This is a genomic window from Syntrophorhabdus sp. (assembly GCA_012719415.1).
GTDB lineage: Bacteria > Desulfobacterota > Syntrophorhabdia > Syntrophorhabdales > Syntrophorhabdaceae > Delta-02.
Window position 1 is genome coordinate 1 of the sequence record JAAYAK010000015.1, and the last position, 20,033, is coordinate 20,033.

Here is a 20,033-nt window from a genome sequence, read left to right on the forward strand (position 1 = left end):
AGCGATTTCGATATGGAGGGCATATCCTTCCTCAGGGACCGCAGCGTCGACATGTCCGGGATAGAGGTGGACCACGGGAAGACCTTCCGCTGGGAGGGCAGGTACGGATACGACCTCAACCAGGCCATAACGCTCAAGACGGAGCTCAACGTCATAGAGACCTTCAAACCGAAGGTCCCCGAGGATTACAGGAACGCGGAATTCCTCTTCCTCGCGAATATCGACCCCGAGCTCCAGTTGCACGTCATCGAACAGGTCAACAAACCCGTCGCCCTCGTCCTCGATACCATGAACTTCTGGATCGAGAACAAGTACGAGGCCCTCATGAAAGTGATAGGCCGGGTGGACATGCTTGTCATCAACGAGGCGGAGCTGAGGGAAATAACAAAGGAACACAACCTCCTCAAGGGCGCCCGGAAGCTCATCGAGCTCGGCCCCGTGTGTATCGTGGTCAAGCGCGGGGAATACGGTGTCTTCATGATGAACCGCGACGAGGTCTTCCTTGCCCCCGCGTATCCGCTGGAGGACGTCTTCGACCCCACGGGCGCCGGCGACACCTTCGCCGGGGGCTTCATGGGCTACCTCGCCAACGTTGGCGAGGCAACCTCGGAGACGGTGAAGCAGGCGATCATCATGGGCACCGTCATGGCCTCCTTCAACGTCGAGGACTTCAGCATCAACAGGATAAAACGGCTCACCATGCCCGAGATCAAAGAGAGGTACCACGCCCTGAAGGGGTGCATGCAGTTTGGGGACATAAGCCTGTAAGGACGGCTTGAACCGCTTGAATGGTTTGAGGGTTAGAAACAAAAGAAGAAAGTGATTGCGGATCCCCTTATTTTACTTTGCGGCGTCAAAGTTGAATAAGGGGATTCCTTTCTTCGGTTCGTCAAAAGATGCGGTTTCCCCTCGCATAAAGGTCTCAACCATCGAGTTCTCCCACCCATCATGACGGCTTTAGGCCGACATCCAGGAAGAACGTAGGGTTGCACCAAGCTGCATTGCCGCATGCCGGCGGCGGTCGCGTATTCAAATGTCTTCTTCAGACCGCGGGTCAGTTTTCGTGGCAGGACTTGCAGCGGTCGAAGGTTTTGTCGTGGTGGCAGCCGAAGCAGGGCTCTACGGTCGCCTTATCCACCTTTTCTCCCGGGGTGAAGGGGACCCTGTGGGGTTTGTGGCAGGTGGTGCAATCCTGGATGCCCTTTTCGGTTTTGTCTTCGTGAGGCCACCACTGGTGCGGGTTCACTGTTGTTATCTTCGATTTGCCGGGGTCGAATCCCTTGAAGGAGGGGGGTTTTGCGACAAGCTTTTCGTAGGGGCCGTGGCACGCGAGGCAGGCGGCTTTGGATGTGTCCTGCTTTTGAGCGCCGGCATTTCCCATGCCCGCCAGGATGGTGAAAGCCGCACATGCAAGGATGATGAAAGCGCAGGGCAATAGCTTTTTCATTTTCATACTCCTGTCTTTCCCGTGAAAGGATGGGGTGCGGGGCGCCAGGGCCCCGCACCGTCACCTTCCGGATGTTTAACCCCAGCTCTTCAGTTTTGCCGCATGAGGACCGGCCGTCCATCCGCCGAAGAGGCACTCCGTCAGGTTGCCCCCGCCGTTGTACATGAATCCGTAATAGGAGCCGCATTCGCCGACGACATAAAGTCGGGGGATCGGCTTGTCGAATGCGTCGAGGGCCTGCGCTTTTGTATTCTTTTTAGGGCCGCCGAAGGTATTGTAGGAGCCCGGCCACATGATCGCCGCAGTGAAGGGAGCGGTGGCGACGGGTTTTAGGGCCTTGTCGGGCCGGCCGAACTGCGTGTCCTTGCCGGCGGCGCACATCCTGTTGTACTCGTCGACGCTCGCCTTGACCTTTGCGGGGTCGAGGCCGAGCTGCTTCGCCAGGCCTTCTATCGTGGTGTCCCTGTAGAGCCAGCCCTTTGCGACTTCGGCGCTGTTGTCGTCGCTCCACTTGTAGTTTGCGTAGTGGCCCCATGCATGGACGGCACCTTCATAGGTCATCTTCTTGTTCCCGCTCTCGGCGCCGAAGATGGCGTAGCAGGGAAGGTTGGTGAACTCGCCGGTAAGGCCGTCGAACCAGATGGCATATTCGCGATGGCCGAACCCGTGGCGTGCGGGGCGCTTCTCGTTCATGAACCTTTCACCCTTCTTGTTAAGCCACAAGTAATTGTCGCCCTTGGGCCTCAGGATGGCCGGATACTTCATGCCCTTGCATTCAATGGTGTCGTACTGGCCAAGGAAGACGTGGTTGTGCCACATCTGGCTTCCGGCGTACTGGGCCATCTTGAGTCCGTCCCCTGTATTATAGAGGCTCCCCTTGAAGAGTTGCTTCCCGGGGATCATCTGCTTGTTCATCTCCTCGTTGAACTCGAAGCCGCCGCTGGCAAGAATGACCGCCTTCGCGGCCTTGATGTTCACCTTCTTTCCGTTGCGGCTGGCGATGACGCCGATGACCTCGCGGCTGGGGGCCTGGATAAGCTCCAGGGCGGGTGTTTCGTACATGACCCTTATCTTCCGGTCGTCAACGGCCTTGCGGACCTTTCCCCACATAACGGCCTTCCCGATGGTGCCGTTGTCGCAGAACATCTCAATGCTGTCTGCACCGGGAAGAGTGGGATGCTCGGGCGCAAAAGCGCGCGCTGTGAACTTCAGAGGTTTGACGCCAAACTTTTTCAGATACTCGTTCGTCTTCATCGACTCCGCGGCAACCCATCTGATGACCTCGTCATCGGTGTGGCCGAGATCCATCGCCTTGTAGTACGCAATGGACTTTTCCAGGTTATTGTTGCAGAGCCAGAGGTTACCCGAGATGCGGCTGTTGCCGCCCTCGAACTCCTTCGGCGCCTTGTCGAGGATGAGTGCTTTCGCTCCGGCGTCGTGCGCCTCGATGGCGGCGACAAGGCCCGACAGCCCGGTCCCGATAACGACAACGTCAGCCGCCTCATCCCATTTCATCTTCTTCGGGTTCACGGCGATGGGTTCCGCCTCGGCCTTTGATGCCAGCCCGACAGCAACACCGGCCGCCCCGATGGCGCCCAATTTAAGAAAATCCCTGCGGACAAGATCTTTTTTCATTTTCTTCCTCCTTCATTATGCATATCTAAATGATGTCTTGCCTATGACCAAAGGCCCCACGTCTGCCTTCCCTTCACGGTCATTCCGTATTCTACCGCCGCGGCGGCCAGAGTTGCAACATAATTCGTTTCACGAGATGGATTCTGTGGTCACCTAGTGATTTCATTCTTTGCAGTTGACTTGGCCCCGGGAGATGTGGTTATTACTTACCAAACCAAAAACCAGGCAATGCCCTCTCCGCGTGCGTCCGCGGTGGCGACGGACCGGGAGTTTGCGCGTGAAGAAGCGCGGCGGTGCCGTGTGGTGCCGCTCCCCGTGAGATCGGCCCTCCGGGAGGCCGGGTGTCTGGATCATTGGAGAACCAGACTGCGACTACCCCCACGTGCGAAGAGCACGTTCAAGCGCGGGGCGGGCCTGACTCACCCGCCTCGCGCGATCTTTTTCTTTAACAGAGTCCTCTTTTTCCGGTACAATGGTGCACATCCCATGAGACTCGACACCATCATTCCCGACCCACGCCACATCGCTGCAGGGACCGTCGGATAGCGGTATGCCGGGCACGGGACCGCAATTCCTCGCGGGAATGTCGACCGGGGACGAGGTGCTTGTCGTTCACCTCGGCGGCCTCGGCGATGTCTGTCTGTCGGAATCCGTTTTTCTCTCACTGCGCAGGCACTTCGGGGACCGCCTCGTGGCCCTGGGCAACAGGCGCTTTCTTGATCTCTTTGGGGGCTATTTTGTGAGAACCCACGGGGTGGAATCGCGGCACTGGCTGTACCTTTTCTCCGAAAAGCTCACGGGGCCGCGCTGGGGAACGATCGTTTTCATCGGGAAGGACCGGCACGGTTCCATTCGCGCGCGCTGGAAGGCCCATTCCATCAGGGAGCCGGTATTCATCGAAATGTATCCCGAGGGGGCATTCGGCGCGCCCTGTCTCGACGACGAGGCCATCGTTCCCGGAGAAACGGTGCACATCGAAGACTATCAGTTGCGGCAGCTCTCCCGGGTGGGGATAGAACCGGCAAGGAAGGAGATAGTTCCGAAGGGGGCGCGACGGGTCATTCTCTACGCCGAGGAGGGTTTTTCAAAGGAGAAGTGGCCGGTGGAGAACTTCGTGGCCCTCCGGGAGATGCTCGGAGGGGCCGGCGTTGACGTCTGTTTGATGAGGCCGCCGGAGGAGTCCCTCACCGTTGAGGGGTCCCTTTTCTTCGAAGACCTCGCCGACGTCAAGGAGTTCTTCGGCGGCGGCGGAGTCTTCGTGTCCAACGATTCCGGCATGGCCCACCTTGCCGGCGCCTCAGGCCTCACGACGATAACCATTTTCACCGGCTTCGATCCCGCCGTCTGGCACCCCAGGGGAAGGAACACCTCGCTGAGAACCCGGGTCGATAAGGTGGATATCGAGTCCCTTGCCGGGATGGTCGTCGGGATAACGAGATGAGGGAATGGAACGGGAGAGGGGCGCTCCTGCCGCCTGATCCTTTGCTCTACTTCTTCTTCTCTTCCAGGCTGTCCATGAGCCTCATGAGCTCCGTGCTCTCGCGGGAGTTGATGCCGTAGCGGGAGATGGCCTTTTCGAAATTCGTTTTCGCCAGCATGTAGTTCCCCTTGTACATATAGTACCGTCCGAGGTTGGCATGGCCCGCGGCCTCGTTGCCCGTCCTGCCCTCTATCATGCCGAGGCGATAGTATATCTCGGGATAGGAGGGGGCGTAGGGGATAAGGGCCCGGTAAGTACCCATGGCGAGGTCGCTCCTTCCCATGCCCTCGTATGCCCTCGCGAGATAGTAGCGGCCCACCTTTTCCGTGGTGTCCTTGAGCACCCCGGCGGCCTCGGGAAACCTGCTTGCGGTGACGTAGATCTCTCCCAGGAAGACGTTCCTGTAAGGGGAGTTGATGGTCCGGGCTATCCGCACCGCCTCTTCGAAATTACCCTTCAGGGAGTGGTAGAGCGCCGCACCGTATGCCGCGACGGGGTCCCTGCTGTCCCGGCTGTACCGCCTGACCCAGATATCGTCGGCAAGACCCCGGGAGCGGTAGGCTTGCACGACCTGGGCGCGCGCGATCATGTAGGGAAAGAGAGAGGTGTCCACGGAAGGCGGCTTTCTCGTCCACATCTTCTCGAGATTTATGATACGGCTCTCGTGGTAGGGGTGGGTAAGAAGATACTGGGGATAGAGCTTGTCGCCCCCGCCAGACCGGAGCTTCTTGAGAAAGTCCGCGATGCCGAGACCTCCGTACCCTGCGTCATTGGCAAGAATGGAGCCTTCGCGGTCCGCCTCGTCCTCGTCCTCGCGGGAGTACCTCAGGGCCATCGATTGCGCAGTGCCCATGCCGGTCACGAGGACGGCCTCGCGTGCCGAATCGCCGACGAGCATGGCGGCGAGCATCGTCGCTACGACGGTGGCGTTGAGGTATTTCTGTTTCTCCATCCTCTTCGCGATGTGGCGCTTCTTGATATGAGCAAACTCGTGGGCCATGACACCGGCAACCTCTTCCTCGTTCTCGCAATTCGCGATGAGCCCCGCCGCGATGTAGACGTATCCGCCTATCGTGGCAAAGGCGTCGATGGTGGGGGAATCGATCACGGTGAGGACCACCGGGAAAGGCATGGTCGTCCTGCTTTCAAGCCTCGCTCGTATGTCGTTGAGGTAGAGCGATATGTAGGGGTCGTTGTTGATGGGAGCCGACCGGGCGATCTCCAGGTATATCTCCTTGCCGTACGTGCGCTCCTCCTCGTTGGTAAGGGCAAAAGCGGCAACGGACACGACAAGGAAGAAAAATGTCGTGACGATGGCGACGTGTTTTTTCATTGTTTCTTTGCTGTCTTCTTCTTTGGCTTCACGGCGCGGTGCTTGACGATCTTCTTGCGGGTGACGGGTTTCTTCTTCGTGGTGGGCGCGGAACAGAGGGTGGCCGAGGAAGCCCGTGCCTGACGCAACTGCTCATCGGTGGGAACGGTGTCGTATATGGTCTTCAGTATCTCCACCGTGTCGCCCCAGAGGTTCCGGCTCCCCAGAAGGGCCAGGATATACACCCTGCCGTTCTTCTCGAAGGCCCCCACGTAGCAATGCCTCGCCGCCCTGGTGTACCCCGTTTTCCCGCCAATGGCCGGTTCGAAGCAAAAGAGCAGCCTGTTATGGTTCTTGTAGCGCACCTTGCGCGTCGAGTCCTCGAAAAGAAAGTACCGTGTCGCGATGAGCTCGATGAAACGCTCGTTGGCCATGGCATGCCGGAAAATGAGGGCGAGGTCGTAGGGGGTGCTGTACTGGTTGTCCGAAGGCAAACCTGAGGCATTCTCGAAGTTCGTGTCGATGGCGCCGATCTCCCGTGCCCGCTGTGTCATCAGCCGGGCAAAGGCGCCTTCGGAGCCGCTGACGTAGGTCGCGAGGGCATATGCCGCATCGTTGGCCGATTTCACCATTGTCCCCTTCATGAGGTCCTCGGAACGGTACTTCTTTCCGGGAACGAGGCTCATCTTGGACGGGGATATCTGGAGAACCTGCTTGTCGGGAACGATGATCTCGTCGCCGCCCAAGCGTTCCATGGCGACGAGCGCCGTCATCACCTTGGTCGTGCTCGCTGGAGGAAGCCTGCGGTGATAATCCCTGCCCGTGATGATCTGGAAGGTGTCCTTCTCGACAAGTATGTAGGACACCGCCGTTATGCCGACGTTCTCCCCTTGGGCGCAAAGGGCATAAGGTGCGAGGAAAAGGGAAACCAGGAAGGAAAGGGCAAGTACAAAACGCATCGTTGCTTATATATACACTATTTGGACAACCCTTACAACCGTAGAAACCGTTTTAAGTTTTAAGTGTTAAGTTTTAAGTTAAAAGGAGAAAAGGCGGACGCCGTTTTTCCTGTCTTTGCCTGACACGTAAAACGTAGAACCTAGAACGGCTTTTCTATTCCACTTCTTTTATATTGAGGTGTATGAAGCGCTCCCCCATTCTCATCCTGATGACGGGTGAGGCGATTATCCTCGCGCCCCCTTCACGCTGAAGGGCCCCCTTCTTTGCGTAGAAACCATCCCAGATCCTGTCGTCCCCGTCGGTCACCTTCGTGTATCCCTTTGGCGCGACGGAGATGCCGGCAGCTTCGAAGAAAAGGTTCGGGCGGGGGTTGCCGATGCCGAAGGGGCCAAGGTCCTCCAGTCTCGCCATCGCCTCACCCGTCAGCTCGCCGAACTGTGCCTCGGTGTCGACGTGCACCGTCCGCCTGCGCGGGGTGATGCTTCCCTCGACCGCTTTTTCGAAGGCCTCGGCAAAAAGGGCGAGGTTCTCCTCCTCGAGGGATATGCCGCAGGCATACTTGTGGCCGCCGTACTTCAGCAGGAGGGACGATGTGGAGCGTATGGCCTCGAAGAGGTCCATGCCCTCGCCTCCTCTGCCCGAACCCTTCCATATGCCGTTCACCCGGGTGATGACGATGGCCGGTTTCTCGAACTGCTCCGAAAGCTTTTGGGCCACAATGCCCAGAACGCCCGCGTGCCACGCCTCGTTGAAGACAACGATCGTTCTCCTGCCAGACGGGCCCTCGCGGCTCAGGGAAGTGACGATCTCCTCGTGGATCTTCTTCTCCCGCTGCTGCCTCAGGTTGTTCAGCTTCTGCAGGTGCGCCAGAAGGTTCAGCGCCGATCCCGTCTCTCTGGCCACCAGGAAATCGAGGGCCGTATGGGGACGCGCGACCCGGCCGGCGGCGTTGATCCGGGGAACGATGATGAAACCCAGGGCAAATTCATTGATAAGTCCCTTCGATATGACCCTGCTGTCGAGCATCGCTTTGAGCCATGCCCGCGGCTTCGCATTCATGACCTCCATCCCGTGGCGCACAAGTATCCTGTTGTCTCCCGTGAGCGGCACCATGTCGCCGACGGTCCCCACGGTCACAAGGTCGAGTTCGTTCTTCAGATTGATATGTGCCGGGATGAGCCCCCTCCCGTGCATCACGCGGCGCATCCCGAGGAGAAAGAAGAAGGTGACGCCGCACGCGGCAAGGTCCCTTGTGGGAAAACGGGAGTCCCGTCGCTTCGGGTTTATCAGGGCCGCCGCCGGGGGGGCCTCTGGCCCCATCTCGTGGTGGTCTATGACGATGGTATCCACGCCGAGGCTGCGGGCATGGGCTATCTCCGCGGCATTGGAGGAACCGCAATCGAGGCAGACGATAAGGTCCACGCCCTCTTTCGCAAGGTCCTCCACCTTGTCCACGTGCAGCCCGTATCCCTCCTCACGGGTAGGTATGTGGATGACGGGCACGACCCCCAGGTGGGTGAGAAAATTGAACATCAGGGCGAGACAGGAGATGCCGTCCGCGTCGTAGTCGCCCCATATGCAGATGCGTTCCCCCCTGCCGACAGCCTCGACGAGCCGCGCGACCCCCTTGTCCATATCGGGAAGGAGGAAAGGATCCGACAGGTCGGCGAGGCGGGGTCTCAGGAAGACATGGGCCTCGTCCGGGGTCCTCACTCCCCGGGCAACGAGGATGCGCGCGATGAGATTGGGAACACCCGCGCCTTCCGCTATCTCGTGGATGATCCGTGTGGTTCTTTCTTCGCCCGCGCCCTCAAGAGAGTCTCCTCGTGGACCGTTCTTACCCATGGGTGGCCCCCACGATGGCGGATATCTCGGCGAGACCCGACGCATCGAGCCAGGAGCCAAGTTCCGCGATGATCTTCGGCATGGTGAAGGGGTCCACGAACGTGGCGGTCCCCACCTGCACCGCGCGGGCTCCCGCCATGAGGAACGCGAGGGCGTCCCCGGCGTTCATTATCCCCCCCACCCCGATGATGGGTATGGGGACGGCCTGCGAGCATTCGTGGACGGCGCGCAAGGCGACAGGCTTCAAGAGGGGGCCGGAAAGACCACCCTTCAGGGCAACCCTCCGCGCCCTCACGTCTACGACGGCCGCGGGCATCGTGTTTATGAGAGTCAACCCGTCGGCTCCCCCCTCATAGGCAGCGCGGGCGATCTCCACGATGTTCTTCACTTCCGGGGTCAGCTTCGCGATAAGAGGTATCTCCGTTGCTTCCCGCACGGAACGCACGATCCCGTGGACCGCCGAGGCCTCTTTGCCGAACCCGATGCCTCCCTTCTTGATGTTGGGGCAGGAAAGGTTCATCTCCAGCGCCACGATGAGATCGTGCGGCTCTATGCTCCTCGCGCAGGAGAGATACTCTTCTTCGCTGAAGCCGAAGAAGTTGACGATGACGGGGCACCGCCTCTCCACGAAGAAGGGAAAGTAGTGCGAGAAAAAGCGGTGGACGCCCACGTTCTGCAGGCCGATGGAGTTCAGCATCCCGCACCGTTCCTCCCAAACGCGGGGTGTCGGGTTCCCGTGGTGGGGTGCCGCGGAGAGCCCCTTCGTCACGTAGGCCCCCATGGTCTCCACCGCCCAGAGAGGTTCCACCTCGACGCCATAGCCCAGCGTGCCCGACGCGTTCATGACGGGGTTCTTGAGCTTCTTGCCGAAAAGGTCTACAGCGAGAGATCCCATAGGCTGAATACCGGCCCCTCCTTGCACACCCGCTTATAGGGGCTCGCCTCGTCCCTGGTGGCGACGACACAGCCAAAGCACAACCCCATGCCGCAGGCCATTCTCTCTTCGACGGAGACCTGGCAGGGGATCCTCCCGGGTTCCAGAAGCGCCTTGAGGCTCTTCACCATGCCCGAAGGGCCGCAGGCGAAGACCTCCGGCTTCTTTCCCCGGTAGTTGTCAAGGTGTCTCCCGAGAAGGCCAACCACATCACCCGCGAACCCGAAGGACCCGTCCAGGGTCGAGGCGAGGACCCTCGTCCCTCCCAGATCGTCCGCCAGCCGCAACTCGTCTTTTCCCGTCACCCCGAAGAAGAGGGTGGCCCTGTCACCCAACCGCTTGAGGAGCATCCTGACACCGGCATACCCGATGCCTCCGGCGACCACGATGGGGGTGGTGCCCTTCCCCGGGGTGAAACCACAGCCCAGGGGGCCGAGGACCATGAGAGGCGTACCCCGGGCGGCGGAGCTCAGCGCGTCGGTGCCTTTGCCCACGACCCGGTACATGATCGTCAGCGTTCGTCCCCGGGAGTCATAGACGCTGAAGGGCCTCCGCAGGAATATGTCCCGGTCCGGGACCTTCACCATGACGAACTGGCCGGGCGCCACCCTGCCCAGAGGTCTCTCCAATCGAACGGTCAGGCGGCGGTACGCGCCGGTCACGCGATCGTTCCCCGTGATCTTTCCCGGAATGTCATCCATGGCTTCCCTCTGGTCCCCGGTAGATATACCATTATTATATGGGGCGGTGTCTTCGGTAAGCGATTGTAACCTGTAAGGCCTGTCGGGCGCAACTCAAATAGTGCGGGGGGGCGGGGCGGATACGGTCCTTCCTCTGTTGCCTGTCACGTGGCGTCGTTCAGCTCGAGTTCCATGACGATGGCGTCCTCGCCGGTCTCCCGGTAGTACCCCTTGCGCCTGCCGACCTGCCTGAAGCCGAGCTTCTCGTAGAGGCCCCGGGCAGGCACGTTGCTCTCCCTCACCTCGAGAAAACAGGTCTCGATGGAATTCCTCCGCGCAAGGTCCATGACGCGGGACATCATCCACGACGCGAGGCCCAGCCCGCGCCGGTTCTGCTTAACGGCTATGTTCATGACGTGCATCTCCGTCGCCGCGAAATAAAACACGAGATACCCGACGATCCGCCCCTCCTGTTCGGCGACAAGGCTCATTCCCACAGGCGACGATAGGGTCTCTTCGAACATTCCCCGGGTCCAGGGCGCGGCGAAGGAAACCCTTTCTATCTCCAGAACACCGTCGATGTCGCCGGTGGTCATCTCCCGCATTGTCACCTCGCCGCCCTCAGCCATGTCAGGCTCCGCGGGGGTTGATGCCGGCAAGCTCCTCCGGGGTATTGATATTGGAGAAGATGAGTGTTCCCCCGGGCGTGTAGAAGCAGGGGCGGTCTTTGATGGCCTTTACCACCACGTAGGGCAGGATGTCGGAGACCTTGAGCCGGCCAAGGCCTACGAGACGCAGAAGAGGGGCGAGGCAGGAACGCCCGTATATGGCGTGAAGGGGTTGGTAGTAGCCTTCAGCCATGGGAATGGTTATGTCCTCCCCTTCCGCCTCATCGACAAGGCACCGAATGGCCTCGACGCAGAGCAGGGGCATGTCGCAGGCAACGACAAAGACGCGGGGCCGGGAGGAATGGACAAGCGCCGTTGCGATACCCACCATGGGGCTTTGCACGGGGAGAACGTCCCGTATCACCGGGGCCTCGATGCCCTCGATGGTCTCATGGATCGAGGAGATGATGATGATGTCGTCGAAGACCTGCCGCACCGTGTCGAAGACCTGCCTGATGAGGGGGCCGCCGCGGAATTCAGCCGTCGCCTTGTCGCGCCCCATCCGCACGCTTCTTCCCCCCGCCAGTATTGCGCAGCCTATCTCCATGCACAAGGTATTACCATCTTTCGGTCTGAATATCAAAGACCTCCTTGCGCGTCGCACCGCACGGGAGAAGCTGACCGACAAATCCTTTTTCGCCCTGACACAGGTCGTCTTCATCCCGCCAGTAAAGGCTTTGTCGAGTATTTACGCAATGTTATCATTTCCGACCCCCGCAGACTGGGGTACAAGACCCTTCAAAGACCAACGATTCCGGAGGGTTAGGTTGTAACTTTTTTCACTTGACATTGTTCGCCGGGATGCCTTAAGATGCCATAATATATCCAGGGGTACAAGAGACAACACAATAGTATAGTTAGGAGGAGCAATGGGAGCCATACTTTGGATCACTGAAAAGCTCAGTAAGTGGATGAGCGTCATTGCCGGGGCGGCCCTGACCGCCATTATGCTGCTCACGGTATGTGACGTTTTCCTTCGCTATTTCTTCGACAGGCCCATTATCGGCACCTTTGAGATGGTCGGCTTCGGCGGGGCGATAGCCATCGGTTTTTCCATCCCCATCACCTCGTGGATGAGGGGCCACATCTTCGTCGATTTCTTCGTCCAGAAATTCAACAAGGTTGGGCAGGGCATAGTCAACGTTATCACCCGTCTTGGAGGTATCGCCCTTTTTTACCTCATCGGTTACAACCTCCTCAAGTACGGTCACGACCTCTACGTATCCGGCGAGGTGTCGCTGACCCGGCAGATCCCTTTCTACCCCATCGCTTACGGGATGGCCATATGTTGCTTCATACAGTGCCTCGTCCTGATTTGCGACCTATTCAAGATCTTTGGAGGCCAATATGAGTGATCCCATAACCGTAGGTATCGTTGGACTGATCATAGTCCTTTTCCTTTTCCTCACCGGCATCGAGCTCGGTTTCGCCATGGTGATAATGGGGTTTCTCGGCTTCGGTTATCTCATTTCTTTTAGCGCCGCGTTCAACCTGCTCGCGAAGGACATGTACGATGTCCTTAACTCGTACAGCTTCACCGTTATACCCTTGTTTGTCCTCATGGGACAGGTGGCCTTCAACTCGGGCATAGCGAAGCGTCTCTTTGACGCGGCCCACAAGTTCATCGGCCACATCCCCGGCGGCCTCGCCATGGCGACCGTCGGCGGCGCCACGGTCTTCAAGGCTATCTGTGGTTCCTCACCGGCTACGTCGGCAACCTTTGCCAGTGTCGCCGTCCCCGAGATGGACCGTTTCGGGTATGACAAGAGGCTCTCCACCGGCATCGTCGCGACTGTCGGCACCCTCGGCATACTCCTTCCCCCGAGCGTGACGCTCATCCTCTACGGCATCATCACGGACCAGTCGATCGGCAGGCTCTTCCTCGCCGGCATCGTTCCCGGGCTCATCATCGCCGCGTTGTTCATAGCCGTCATTTACGGATGGTGCAAGATGAACCCCACGATCGGCCCGAAGAGCCCCAAGGCCACCTGGGGCGAGCGCCTCAAGACCATCCCGCAGGTAATCATGGTCCTTATCATTTTCGTCCTCGTCATCGGCGGCATCCTCGGCGGCGTCTTCACCCCCACGGAAGCGGGCAGTGTTGGAACCTTCCTCGTCCTCGTTATGACCTTCGTCATGCGCGACCTGAACATAAAGGGTTATATCAAATCCGTAGCTGAAGCGATCAGGACGGCCACCATGGTCCTCATGCTCATCGCCGGCTCCACCGTCCTTGGTCATTTCATCGCCGTCACGACCATACCCATGGTCGCCGCCGACTGGATCGTCAGTCTCAACATGCCCTCCTGGGTCATCGTCGTCTTCATCGCCCTCATTTACCTCATCGGCGGCTCCTTTATCGACGACCTCGCCTTCATGATCCTGGCGACACCCATCTTCTACCCCGCCATACTGAAGCTGGGGTACAACCCCATGTGGTTCGGCATCCTCATCGGCATAACGGTCATGCTCGGTGTCGTCCTTCCCCCCATGGCCATTTGTGTCTTCGTCGTCAAGCAGATCACCAAAACGCCCTTCAGCGTCGTCTACGCCGGCGTCTATCCCTTCCTCATCAGCATCATCGTCGGCGGTATCCTGGTCTTCATCTTTCCCGCCCTTTCGACCTGGCTTCCTGGATGGCTGATGCCAGGCTGACAAAGAACCGCACATACTATGTAAAAAACCGCCTCTTCAGAGAGGCGGTTTTTTCGTTCAAGGGTTCAAGAGAAACACCGCGAAGGGGAGCCGGCTGTGAAGACAATTCTCGCACCGTGACCGGAGGCATCCGCAAGACCATGGCTCTTCGACTTCTGATCCTCCAGCTGTGAACGCTTTTGGTGACCCGCGCAGTTTGGTGCCTTCTTTGTTGCTCTTGAACTCTTGAACCCCGGGGTCCTTGAACCTTCTTTGTCCTTGAACAGAAAGGGGTTCCCGCACCAGGCGGGAACCCCTTTCTCTTACACCATATACTTAAAGACTATGCGATTGATTTCAGCTTTTCCTGAAGGTTCTTGGTGAACTCCTTTTCCGTGTCCTTCGCCTTCGCCCTCATTATCCTGTCGCCGAACATGGCGAGCTTGCCGACTATGCTGACGTCCGTCTTGTAGGTGACCTCCACTTCACCGTTGCCCTTTTCTGTCAGGTCAACGACGGTTTTCTGTTTGAAGTGGCCGAGTTTGGTCATGTCTTCGCCTTCGCCTTCGATCTCGATGTGGGTGGGCTTGTTGACAACGGTCATCTTGTTCACGAACTTCAGCCTGGCCTTGATGGGTCCGACCTTCTGCTTCACGATGCACTCGTATGACGTGTCATCGATCATGTTCGCCGACTCCGCGCCCGGAAGGCAGGTGAGGATCGTTTCCGGTTTCAGCAGGAAATCGAAGAGCTTATCGATCGGTGCTTTTATGGTAAAACCGCCCTCTATGATCATGGGACTTCCTCCTTATGTTATAATATCAAGCCTTTCGCGGGCTCAATTATTCCTACAGCGTGTCCTGTGCCTTCTCGATAAGCTCCGCCAGCATCTCGTAGCTCTTGTTGCCCGGCTCCGTTGTCTGAGCGAGGAGGAGCTCGATGTATGAGTAACCCTGGGACTCTATCCATGCCCTGTGTGCCTTGTCGCCGGTACCGAACATGTGTCGCGCCACCTGCTTGCTGTTGGGCCATTCTTTTTTACATGCGGGACATTTAAAGCTCACGGTATACCTCCTTATTTGTCTTTGTCGGAACTATTTCTGGGCTTCCTGCGCCTTCTTCTCCGCGAGAGCCTTGCGAATTCTTTCCGGAGAGATGGGGAGTTCTTTCATCTGGATGCCCAGGGCATTGAACACCGCGTTGCCGAGTGCGGCAGCTGTCGGGTTCGTGAGGCCTTCGCCAGCCTCTTTCGCTCCGTACGGTCCTTCCGGTTCGTAAGTGTCTATCTCGATGATCGGGGTCTTCGGCATCTCGGGGGCCCTGATCACCTTGTAGTCGACGAGGTTGGGGTTCATCATCTTGCCGTCCTCGAAGGGCATATCCTCAAGATAGGCGTAGCCGAGGGCCATCGATGCGGCGCCCTCCAACTGGCCCATAAGTCCCAGCGGGTTGATGGGCTGGCCGCAGTCGTGTGCGGTCATGACCTCGTGGATCTTGATCCTTCCCGTTTCGGGATCGATCTCGGCGTCGACCGCCTGCATCATGTAGCTGTAAGCGGGAGATATCATGCCCTTTCTGTGCGGCGTATAGTAGCCGCGGCCCATGATGCGCTGCCCGTCCTTGCCCCGAAGCGCTTTCTTCACGAGATCTTCGTACTTCATGCCCCTCTCGGGACGGGCCACGATATGTACCCACCTGTCCTTGATATCGAGGTCATAAACGATGTTGATGCCCATTTCGGCGTAAGCGAACTCAAGGAGCTGTTTCTTGGCGTCCTCGCAGGCCATTTTCACGGCGTTGCCCGTCATGAGCGTCTGCCTCGAACCCCAGGCACCCAGATCTGCGGGGCAGTGGTCTGTATCACCGGAATGGATCTTGATGTCCTCCATCTTCACGCCCAGTGTTTCGGCCGCGATTATGGCCATCGTGGTGTTGGAGCCCTGTCCGATGTCCTGGCAGCCCACGTGGACCTCCACTGTACCATCAACGTTGATGGTGACAACAGCGGAGGAGAAGGAATAGGGCGTATCGAACCAGTTGAAGATGCCGCCCGACATGAAGCCGCAGGAGGAAATGCCGATACCCCTGTTGGCGGGCAGCTTGCCCTTTGATTTAACCCAGTTCTCGATCTCATTGATGCACTGTTCCAGGCCGCAGCTCGCGATGAATGCCTGACCCGGGACTTCGTAACCCTCGGTATGGCCGTTCTTTCTCCTCACTTCAAAGGGATCGAGGCCGAGGTCGGCACAAATCCAGTCGATCTGCTGCTCGGAGCAGAACATTGCCTGGGGGGCGCCGAAACCGCGCATCGAGGTCGAGGGCATTGTGTTCGTGTAAACGCGGTAACCGTCGTAGCGGTAGCCTCTCCATTTGTACGGAAAGGAGTGGAAAAAGCCCGTGAGGTAAAGAGCCGTCGCGCCCATGCCTGTGTACGCGCCGCCATTGGAGAACATGCGAGACTCGCGCGCGCAGAAGGTGCCATCTTTTTTAACACCCGTTCTGACATAGTAGAACATGGGGGTCCGTCTCTTGGAGGCAATGAAATCCTCTTCGCGGGTAAAGATGATCTTGACGGGTTTATGAAGTTTCATGGAGAGGACGGCGCTGCAGAACTGCGCGGCATCCAGCTCGAACTTGCCGCCGAAACCGCCGCCGGTGTATGGCGCGATAATGCGGACGTCGCCTTCGCGAAGCCCCAGGACACCGGCGAGAAGCCCCTGGTGGTAGTATGCGGACTGCGTTCCCGTCCAGCATGTCAGCTTGCCCTCGGGCGTGAAGCTCGATACGGCACCGCGGGTCTCCATGCACATGTGGTGCTGCCCGGAGCACTTGAACCAGTCTTCCCTGATGTAATCGGCATCTTCGAAGGCGTCATCGACATCACCCCATTCGATATGGCGGGTGACATTGATGTTTCTTTCCACGCCCTCATGGATCGTCGGGGCCTCTTTCTTGATCGCTTCCAGGGGTTCGTACACAGCGGGAAGAACTTCGTATTCCACCTCGATGAGATCGAGGGCCTTTTCGGCGATCTCTTCCGTGATCGCTGCAACGGCCGCCACCGGCTCACCGATGTAACGCACTTTTTCAAGGGGAAGGATCTGCTCGTCGCAAAGCTCCTCATAGCGCCGCCAGATGCCCTGCTTGATGCCAAGGGTATCCTTGCCCGTGACGACTCCGCGGACACCGGGAAACTGCTCCGCCTTCGATGTGTCGATGCTCACGACCCTCGCGTGAGGATGGGGGCTGCGGAGGATCTTGCCGTACAGCATACCCGGCAGCGTCACGTCGAACGCATAGGTTGCCCGGCCCGTTACCTTCGCAACGCCATCTATATTGTGAACCGGCGTATTGATGACAGTATATTTCTTGTGGCTCATATCACTCCTCCTTATAGTTGCCCTGGGCAACGGCGTCAATGGCCCTGACTATGCTGTTATAGCCCGTGCACCGGCAGATGTTGCCTTCGATGCTCTCGCGTATCTCTTCCTCTGAAGGCTTTTTGCCCCCCAGCTCATCGAGGAAGGCCGTGGATGACATGAGCATCCCCGGGGTGCAGAACCCACACTGATATGAACCATGATCAAGAAACGCTCTCTGGATCGGGCTCAGTTTGCCGTTCTTTTCCAGACCCTCAACGGTCGTGATGTCCATGCCTTCACACTGAACGGCGAGGACTGAGCAGGATTTCACGGACATGCCGTTCACCGTGACCGTGCACGCACCGCACGAGACGGTATCACAACCCCTCTTGGTACCTGTGAGCCCTACATAGTCACGAATCGCTTCCGCGAGCAATGTCTTCGGATGTATGAAAATCTCATATTCGTCGCCATTAATTTTGAGACGCAGTACCTGCTTTTCCATGTCTTTACCTCCTTAAGCGGCTTTCTGGGCTTGTTCAAAAGCTTTCTTGAGCATCCTTTTCGTAAGAACACCCAGAACATGCCTTCTGTGCTCTTCTGACGCGTGGATGTCTGCAACGGGCTGGGCTTCCTCGGAAGCGATCTTTCCCGCCTCTTCGAAAAGCTTGTCGTTAAGCTTCTTGCCTTTCAAGAGGTCCTCGGCCTTCGTCACCCTGAGCGGTGTTGGCCCTGCATTGCCGAGAACGACCCGGGCGTCCTTGCAGGTGCCGTCGGCATTGAGCGCCACCGAGGCGGCGGCCGCGACGATACCCATTTCGCTGTCAAGGAGGTTGAATTTCTGATACGCGCAACCGGACTTCGAATCCGGCGCGGGCACATGCACTTCGAGAACGAGATCGCCATGTTCCATCTTCGTTTCGAAATAGTCAACGAAAAACTCGTCCAGCGGGACGGTCGTTTCACCCTTGGCATTGCCGAACTTTATCTCCGCCTTGAGGGCGATGAGCACGGGTCCGGGGTCGCCCGCGGGATCGGCATGAGCAAGGTTCCCGCCTATGGTTCCCCAGTTGCGGGTCTGGATCGATGCAAGCTTCTGCTCCATCGCAACGAGAGCGGGATATTTCTTCGCTATGACATCCGACTTCTCGATCTCGCGGTGGGTTGTTGTAGCGCCCAGTCTCAGCCCGTCCTTATCGTCGAACTTGATGTACTTCAGCTCGTCCAGGCGTTTGATGTCGATAAGGTATTCGGGGGCAAGCATGCCCTGCCTCAAGACGATGAGCAAGGACTGGCCGCCGCAGATGATCTTGCAATCATCATGTTCGGCATACATGGCAAGCGCTTCCTTGACGCTTGCAGGTTTCAGATAATGAAAATCGTTGATCATAATCCTCTCCTTTCTATTGGTTCTTCTCTTTCACACAACGCATGGGGCGCTTCGGCCTGTTCCGTCAGTTGGAAAACTCTATTTCGATCGTGAACTCCTCCACATTCTTTATGCACTGAGAGCCAAGCTCGACGGATTCCGGCATGCCGAAGGTCTTCCCGCTATCCTCTTTCGTCTCTGCTTTCTTCAACTCCTTGATCCGTTCGGGATCAAACGAACTGCCCTTGTACGCAGCCGAGTAACAGAGATAGTAGTGCCGGCCACGGTAGACGGCACACTCAACGCAAGCTCTTCCGGAAAATGGACATACTATTTTGTGTTTGGCCATAGGCAACACCTCTGGGAAAGATTTTTGGTAATGCCTGAAAAGCATTATAGGCCAAAATTATTGCGGATTCTTGTTCAAAAGTCAAGCTAATTTTTTTGTCATAATGAACATATGTCTGTATCCCATAATATTGCAGGGTTTTGTGAGATGATCTTTGTTCACTATAACGAACGCAGGGCTCCTCAGCCCTGGTTTTTTTTGCAATTGTGTTGACAAACGGTACCCCGTTTACTATAAAGAGATAAAATCACATTTCAGGAGGGGTTTTATGAAACGGTTTTTCGGGGTAAAGTGTTTGCTTTTCGTTTTCTTCGCTGCAACCTGTCTTGCCTTCTTTCCCGTAATGGCATCGGCCCAGAAGGTCATCACGCTTAACTACTCCAACTTCTTCCCGGCGCCGCACAAGAACAGCATCATCGCGCAGCAGTGGTGCAAAGAGGTCGAGAAGAGGTCGGGAGGCAAGGTCAAGATAACCTACTTCCCGGGCGGCACCCTCACCCCCGCGGCGCAGACCTATGACAACGTCGTGAAGGGTATCGCGGACATCGGCGAGAGCTGCTTCGCCTACACCAGGGGCAAATTCCCCATGATGGAGGTCATCGACCTTCCTCTCGGCTACAAGAACGGCGTTTCCGCAACGAACCTCATCAACGCCTACTATGCCAAGTTCAATCCCAAAGAGCTTGCCGACGTCAAGGTGCTCTGGCTTCACGCCCATGGCCCCGGAGTCCTTCTTTCCAAGAAGCCCGTGAAGACAATGGCCGACATGAAGGGTATGAAGGTCCGCGCGACCGGTCTCGCGGCGAAGGTCGTCCAGGCGCTCGGTGGGGCGCCCGTGGGAACGACGATGCCGGAAACCTATGATGCGCTCCGCACCGGCGTGGCCGATGGCGCCATGGCTCCCGTCGAGGCGGCACAGGGCTGGAAATGGGGCGAGGTCGTCAAGTACATAACCCAGAACTTCGGCTCCGCTTACACAACCGGTATGTTCGTCGTCATGAACAAGGCGAAATGGAACGCCCTGCCTCCCGACGTCCAGAAGGTCTTTGAAGCGGTCAGCAAGGAATGGGTCGTGAAACAGGGTAAGGTCTGGGACGAGATCGATAAGGAAGGCTACGACTTCGCCAAGAAGAGGGGCAACCAGGTCATCACCCTCTCCAAGGACGAAGACGCCAAGTGGGCAAAGGCTGTTAAGCCCCTTCTTGACGACCACGCGAAGGCCCTCAAGGGCAAAGGCCTCCCCGGCGACGAGGCGGTCAAGTTTGCCGTTGATTACCTGAAAAAGAACTAAGAGAACAAGAAATAGCCAAAAAAGGGCTCCGATCTCGGAGCCCTTTTTTTGTCGCAGGTCGCAGGTC

The 20,033-nt window shown here is 57.9% G+C and carries 20 protein-coding genes; 5 read left to right on the forward strand and 15 right to left on the reverse strand.

What is annotated here, in order from left to right; translation table 11 throughout:
• Nucleotides 1-768: sugar kinase (locus GXX82_00595; GenBank protein NLT21524.1), on the forward strand; the 768-nt coding region annotated here is incomplete at its 5' end.
• A 286-nt stretch (nt 769-1,054) separates the two neighbouring features.
• On the opposite strand, the gene GXX82_00600 is transcribed toward GXX82_00595, so the two are convergent.
• Both GXX82_00600 and GXX82_00605 read right to left on the reverse strand, forming a co-directional pair.
• On the reverse strand, nt 1,055-1,447 hold the full coding sequence (locus tag GXX82_00600) for a hypothetical protein (protein NLT21525.1): 393 nt from the start codon (nt 1,445-1,447) through the stop codon (nt 1,055-1,057).
• A gap of 75 nt (nt 1,448-1,522) precedes the next feature.
• Complete coding sequence (locus GXX82_00605; protein NLT21526.1) at nt 1,523-3,082, reverse strand: FAD-binding protein; 1,560 nt, start codon at nt 3,080-3,082, stop codon at nt 1,523-1,525.
• Between the two features lie 550 nt (nt 3,083-3,632).
• Between GXX82_00605 and GXX82_00610 the strand changes: the two genes are divergently transcribed.
• The gene (locus GXX82_00610; protein NLT21527.1) at nt 3,633-4,523 is read left to right on the forward strand and encodes a glycosyltransferase family 9 protein; all 891 of its coding nucleotides are present in this window, start codon (nt 3,633-3,635) and stop codon (nt 4,521-4,523) included.
• A 46-nt stretch (nt 4,524-4,569) separates the two neighbouring features.
• On the opposite strand, the gene GXX82_00615 is transcribed toward GXX82_00610, so the two are convergent.
• The 7 genes from GXX82_00615 to GXX82_00645 form a co-directional block, all read right to left on the reverse strand.
• The gene (locus GXX82_00615) at nt 4,570-5,895 is read right to left on the reverse strand and encodes a M48 family metalloprotease (protein ID NLT21528.1); all 1,326 of its coding nucleotides are present in this window, start codon (nt 5,893-5,895) and stop codon (nt 4,570-4,572) included.
• On the reverse strand, nt 5,892-6,833 hold the full coding sequence (locus GXX82_00620) for a D-alanyl-D-alanine carboxypeptidase (protein NLT21529.1): 942 nt from the start codon (nt 6,831-6,833) through the stop codon (nt 5,892-5,894). The genes GXX82_00615 and GXX82_00620 overlap by 4 nt, the downstream gene beginning before the upstream one ends.
• Nucleotides 6,834-6,987: 154 nt before the next feature.
• Entirely contained in the window at nt 6,988-8,679 is a 1,692-nt protein-coding gene (recJ, locus tag GXX82_00625; GenBank protein NLT21530.1) for a single-stranded-DNA-specific exonuclease RecJ, read from the reverse strand.
• The gene (locus tag GXX82_00630) at nt 8,672-9,574 is read right to left on the reverse strand and encodes a dihydroorotate dehydrogenase (protein ID NLT21531.1); all 903 of its coding nucleotides are present in this window, start codon (nt 9,572-9,574) and stop codon (nt 8,672-8,674) included. Before GXX82_00630 ends, recJ begins: the two co-directional genes overlap by 8 nt.
• Complete coding sequence (locus GXX82_00635; GenBank protein ID NLT21532.1) at nt 9,556-10,314, reverse strand: dihydroorotate dehydrogenase electron transfer subunit; 759 nt, start codon at nt 10,312-10,314, stop codon at nt 9,556-9,558. The genes GXX82_00630 and GXX82_00635 overlap by 19 nt, the downstream gene beginning before the upstream one ends.
• A 143-nt stretch (nt 10,315-10,457) precedes the next feature.
• The gene (gene rimI / locus GXX82_00640; protein ID NLT21533.1) at nt 10,458-10,922 is read right to left on the reverse strand and encodes a ribosomal protein S18-alanine N-acetyltransferase; all 465 of its coding nucleotides are present in this window, start codon (nt 10,920-10,922) and stop codon (nt 10,458-10,460) included.
• Nucleotide 10,923: 1 nt separating this feature from the next.
• Nucleotides 10,924-11,508, reverse strand: coding sequence for a molybdenum cofactor guanylyltransferase (locus GXX82_00645; protein NLT21534.1), 585 nt, complete (start codon nt 11,506-11,508; stop codon nt 10,924-10,926).
• 322 nt (nt 11,509-11,830) lie between these two features.
• Between GXX82_00645 and GXX82_00650 the strand changes: the two genes are divergently transcribed.
• Together GXX82_00650 and GXX82_00655 are read left to right on the forward strand one after the other, a co-directional pair.
• Nucleotides 11,831-12,316: a TRAP transporter small permease gene (locus tag GXX82_00650; GenBank protein NLT21535.1), complete on the forward strand. Its 486-nt coding sequence runs from the start codon at nt 11,831-11,833 to the stop codon at nt 12,314-12,316.
• Nucleotides 12,309-13,616 (forward strand): TRAP transporter large permease, encoded by a 1,308-nt coding sequence (locus tag GXX82_00655; GenBank protein NLT21536.1) that lies wholly within the window; start codon nt 12,309-12,311, stop codon nt 13,614-13,616. The genes GXX82_00650 and GXX82_00655 overlap by 8 nt, the downstream gene beginning before the upstream one ends.
• 322 nt (nt 13,617-13,938) lie before the next feature.
• On the opposite strand, the gene GXX82_00660 is transcribed toward GXX82_00655, so the two are convergent.
• The 6 genes from GXX82_00660 to GXX82_00685 form a co-directional block, all read right to left on the reverse strand.
• Nucleotides 13,939-14,391 carry a hypothetical protein gene (locus tag GXX82_00660; protein ID NLT21537.1) on the reverse strand — a complete coding sequence of 151 codons (453 nt, stop codon included), beginning with the start codon at nt 14,389-14,391 and terminating at the stop codon, nt 13,939-13,941.
• A 52-nt stretch (nt 14,392-14,443) separates the two neighbouring features.
• A complete protein-coding gene (locus tag GXX82_00665) occupies nt 14,444-14,659 on the reverse strand; it encodes a hypothetical protein (protein ID NLT21538.1) in 216 nt (71 codons plus the stop codon).
• 30 nt (nt 14,660-14,689) lie between these two features.
• Nucleotides 14,690-16,975, reverse strand: coding sequence for a molybdopterin-dependent oxidoreductase (locus tag GXX82_00670; protein ID NLT21539.1), 2,286 nt, complete (start codon nt 16,973-16,975; stop codon nt 14,690-14,692).
• 1 nt (nt 16,976) lies between these two features.
• Nucleotides 16,977-17,462 carry a (2Fe-2S)-binding protein gene (locus GXX82_00675; protein NLT21540.1) on the reverse strand — a complete coding sequence of 162 codons (486 nt, stop codon included), beginning with the start codon at nt 17,460-17,462 and terminating at the stop codon, nt 16,977-16,979.
• Nucleotides 17,463-17,474: 12 nt separating this feature from the next.
• Nucleotides 17,475-18,347, reverse strand: coding sequence for a xanthine dehydrogenase family protein subunit M (locus tag GXX82_00680; protein NLT21541.1), 873 nt, complete (start codon nt 18,345-18,347; stop codon nt 17,475-17,477).
• A gap of 64 nt (nt 18,348-18,411) precedes the next feature.
• The gene (locus GXX82_00685) at nt 18,412-18,675 is read right to left on the reverse strand and encodes a hypothetical protein (GenBank protein NLT21542.1); all 264 of its coding nucleotides are present in this window, start codon (nt 18,673-18,675) and stop codon (nt 18,412-18,414) included.
• Nucleotides 18,676-18,943: 268 nt separating this feature from the next.
• On the opposite strand from GXX82_00685, the gene GXX82_00690 reads away from it, so the two are divergent.
• The gene (locus GXX82_00690; protein ID NLT21543.1) at nt 18,944-19,966 is read left to right on the forward strand and encodes a TRAP transporter substrate-binding protein; all 1,023 of its coding nucleotides are present in this window, start codon (nt 18,944-18,946) and stop codon (nt 19,964-19,966) included.
• Nucleotides 19,967-20,033: the final 67 nt, after the last annotated feature.

Coding starts and splice junctions, on each gene's coding strand:
- GXX82_00600 (NLT21525.1), bottom strand. CDS start 1,447: ATGAAAAAGCTATTGCCCTGCGCTTTCATCATCCTTGCATGTGCGGCT.
- GXX82_00605 (NLT21526.1), bottom strand. CDS start 3,082: ATGAAAAAAGATCTTGTCCGCAGGGATTTTCTTAAATTGGGCGCCATC.
- GXX82_00610 (NLT21527.1), top strand. CDS start 3,633: ATGCCGGGCACGGGACCGCAATTCCTCGCGGGAATGTCGACCGGGGAC.
- GXX82_00615 (NLT21528.1), bottom strand. CDS start 5,895: ATGAAAAAACACGTCGCCATCGTCACGACATTTTTCTTCCTTGTCGTG.
- GXX82_00620 (NLT21529.1), bottom strand. CDS start 6,833: ATGCGTTTTGTACTTGCCCTTTCCTTCCTGGTTTCCCTTTTCCTCGCA.
- recJ (NLT21530.1), bottom strand. CDS start 8,679: ATGGGTAAGAACGGTCCACGAGGAGACTCTCTTGAGGGCGCGGGCGAA.
- GXX82_00630 (NLT21531.1), bottom strand. CDS start 9,574: ATGGGATCTCTCGCTGTAGACCTTTTCGGCAAGAAGCTCAAGAACCCC.
- GXX82_00635 (NLT21532.1), bottom strand. CDS start 10,314: ATGGATGACATTCCGGGAAAGATCACGGGGAACGATCGCGTGACCGGC.
- rimI (NLT21533.1), bottom strand. CDS start 10,922: ATGGCTGAGGGCGGCGAGGTGACAATGCGGGAGATGACCACCGGCGAC.
- GXX82_00645 (NLT21534.1), bottom strand. CDS start 11,508: ATGGAGATAGGCTGCGCAATACTGGCGGGGGGAAGAAGCGTGCGGATG.
- GXX82_00650 (NLT21535.1), top strand. CDS start 11,831: ATGGGAGCCATACTTTGGATCACTGAAAAGCTCAGTAAGTGGATGAGC.
- GXX82_00655 (NLT21536.1), top strand. CDS start 12,309: ATGAGTGATCCCATAACCGTAGGTATCGTTGGACTGATCATAGTCCTT.
- GXX82_00660 (NLT21537.1), bottom strand. CDS start 14,391: ATGATCATAGAGGGCGGTTTTACCATAAAAGCACCGATCGATAAGCTC.
- GXX82_00670 (NLT21539.1), bottom strand. CDS start 16,975: ATGAGCCACAAGAAATATACTGTCATCAATACGCCGGTTCACAATATA.
- GXX82_00675 (NLT21540.1), bottom strand. CDS start 17,462: ATGGAAAAGCAGGTACTGCGTCTCAAAATTAATGGCGACGAATATGAG.
- GXX82_00680 (NLT21541.1), bottom strand. CDS start 18,347: ATGATCAACGATTTTCATTATCTGAAACCTGCAAGCGTCAAGGAAGCG.
- GXX82_00685 (NLT21542.1), bottom strand. CDS start 18,675: ATGGCCAAACACAAAATAGTATGTCCATTTTCCGGAAGAGCTTGCGTT.
- GXX82_00690 (NLT21543.1), top strand. CDS start 18,944: ATGAAACGGTTTTTCGGGGTAAAGTGTTTGCTTTTCGTTTTCTTCGCT.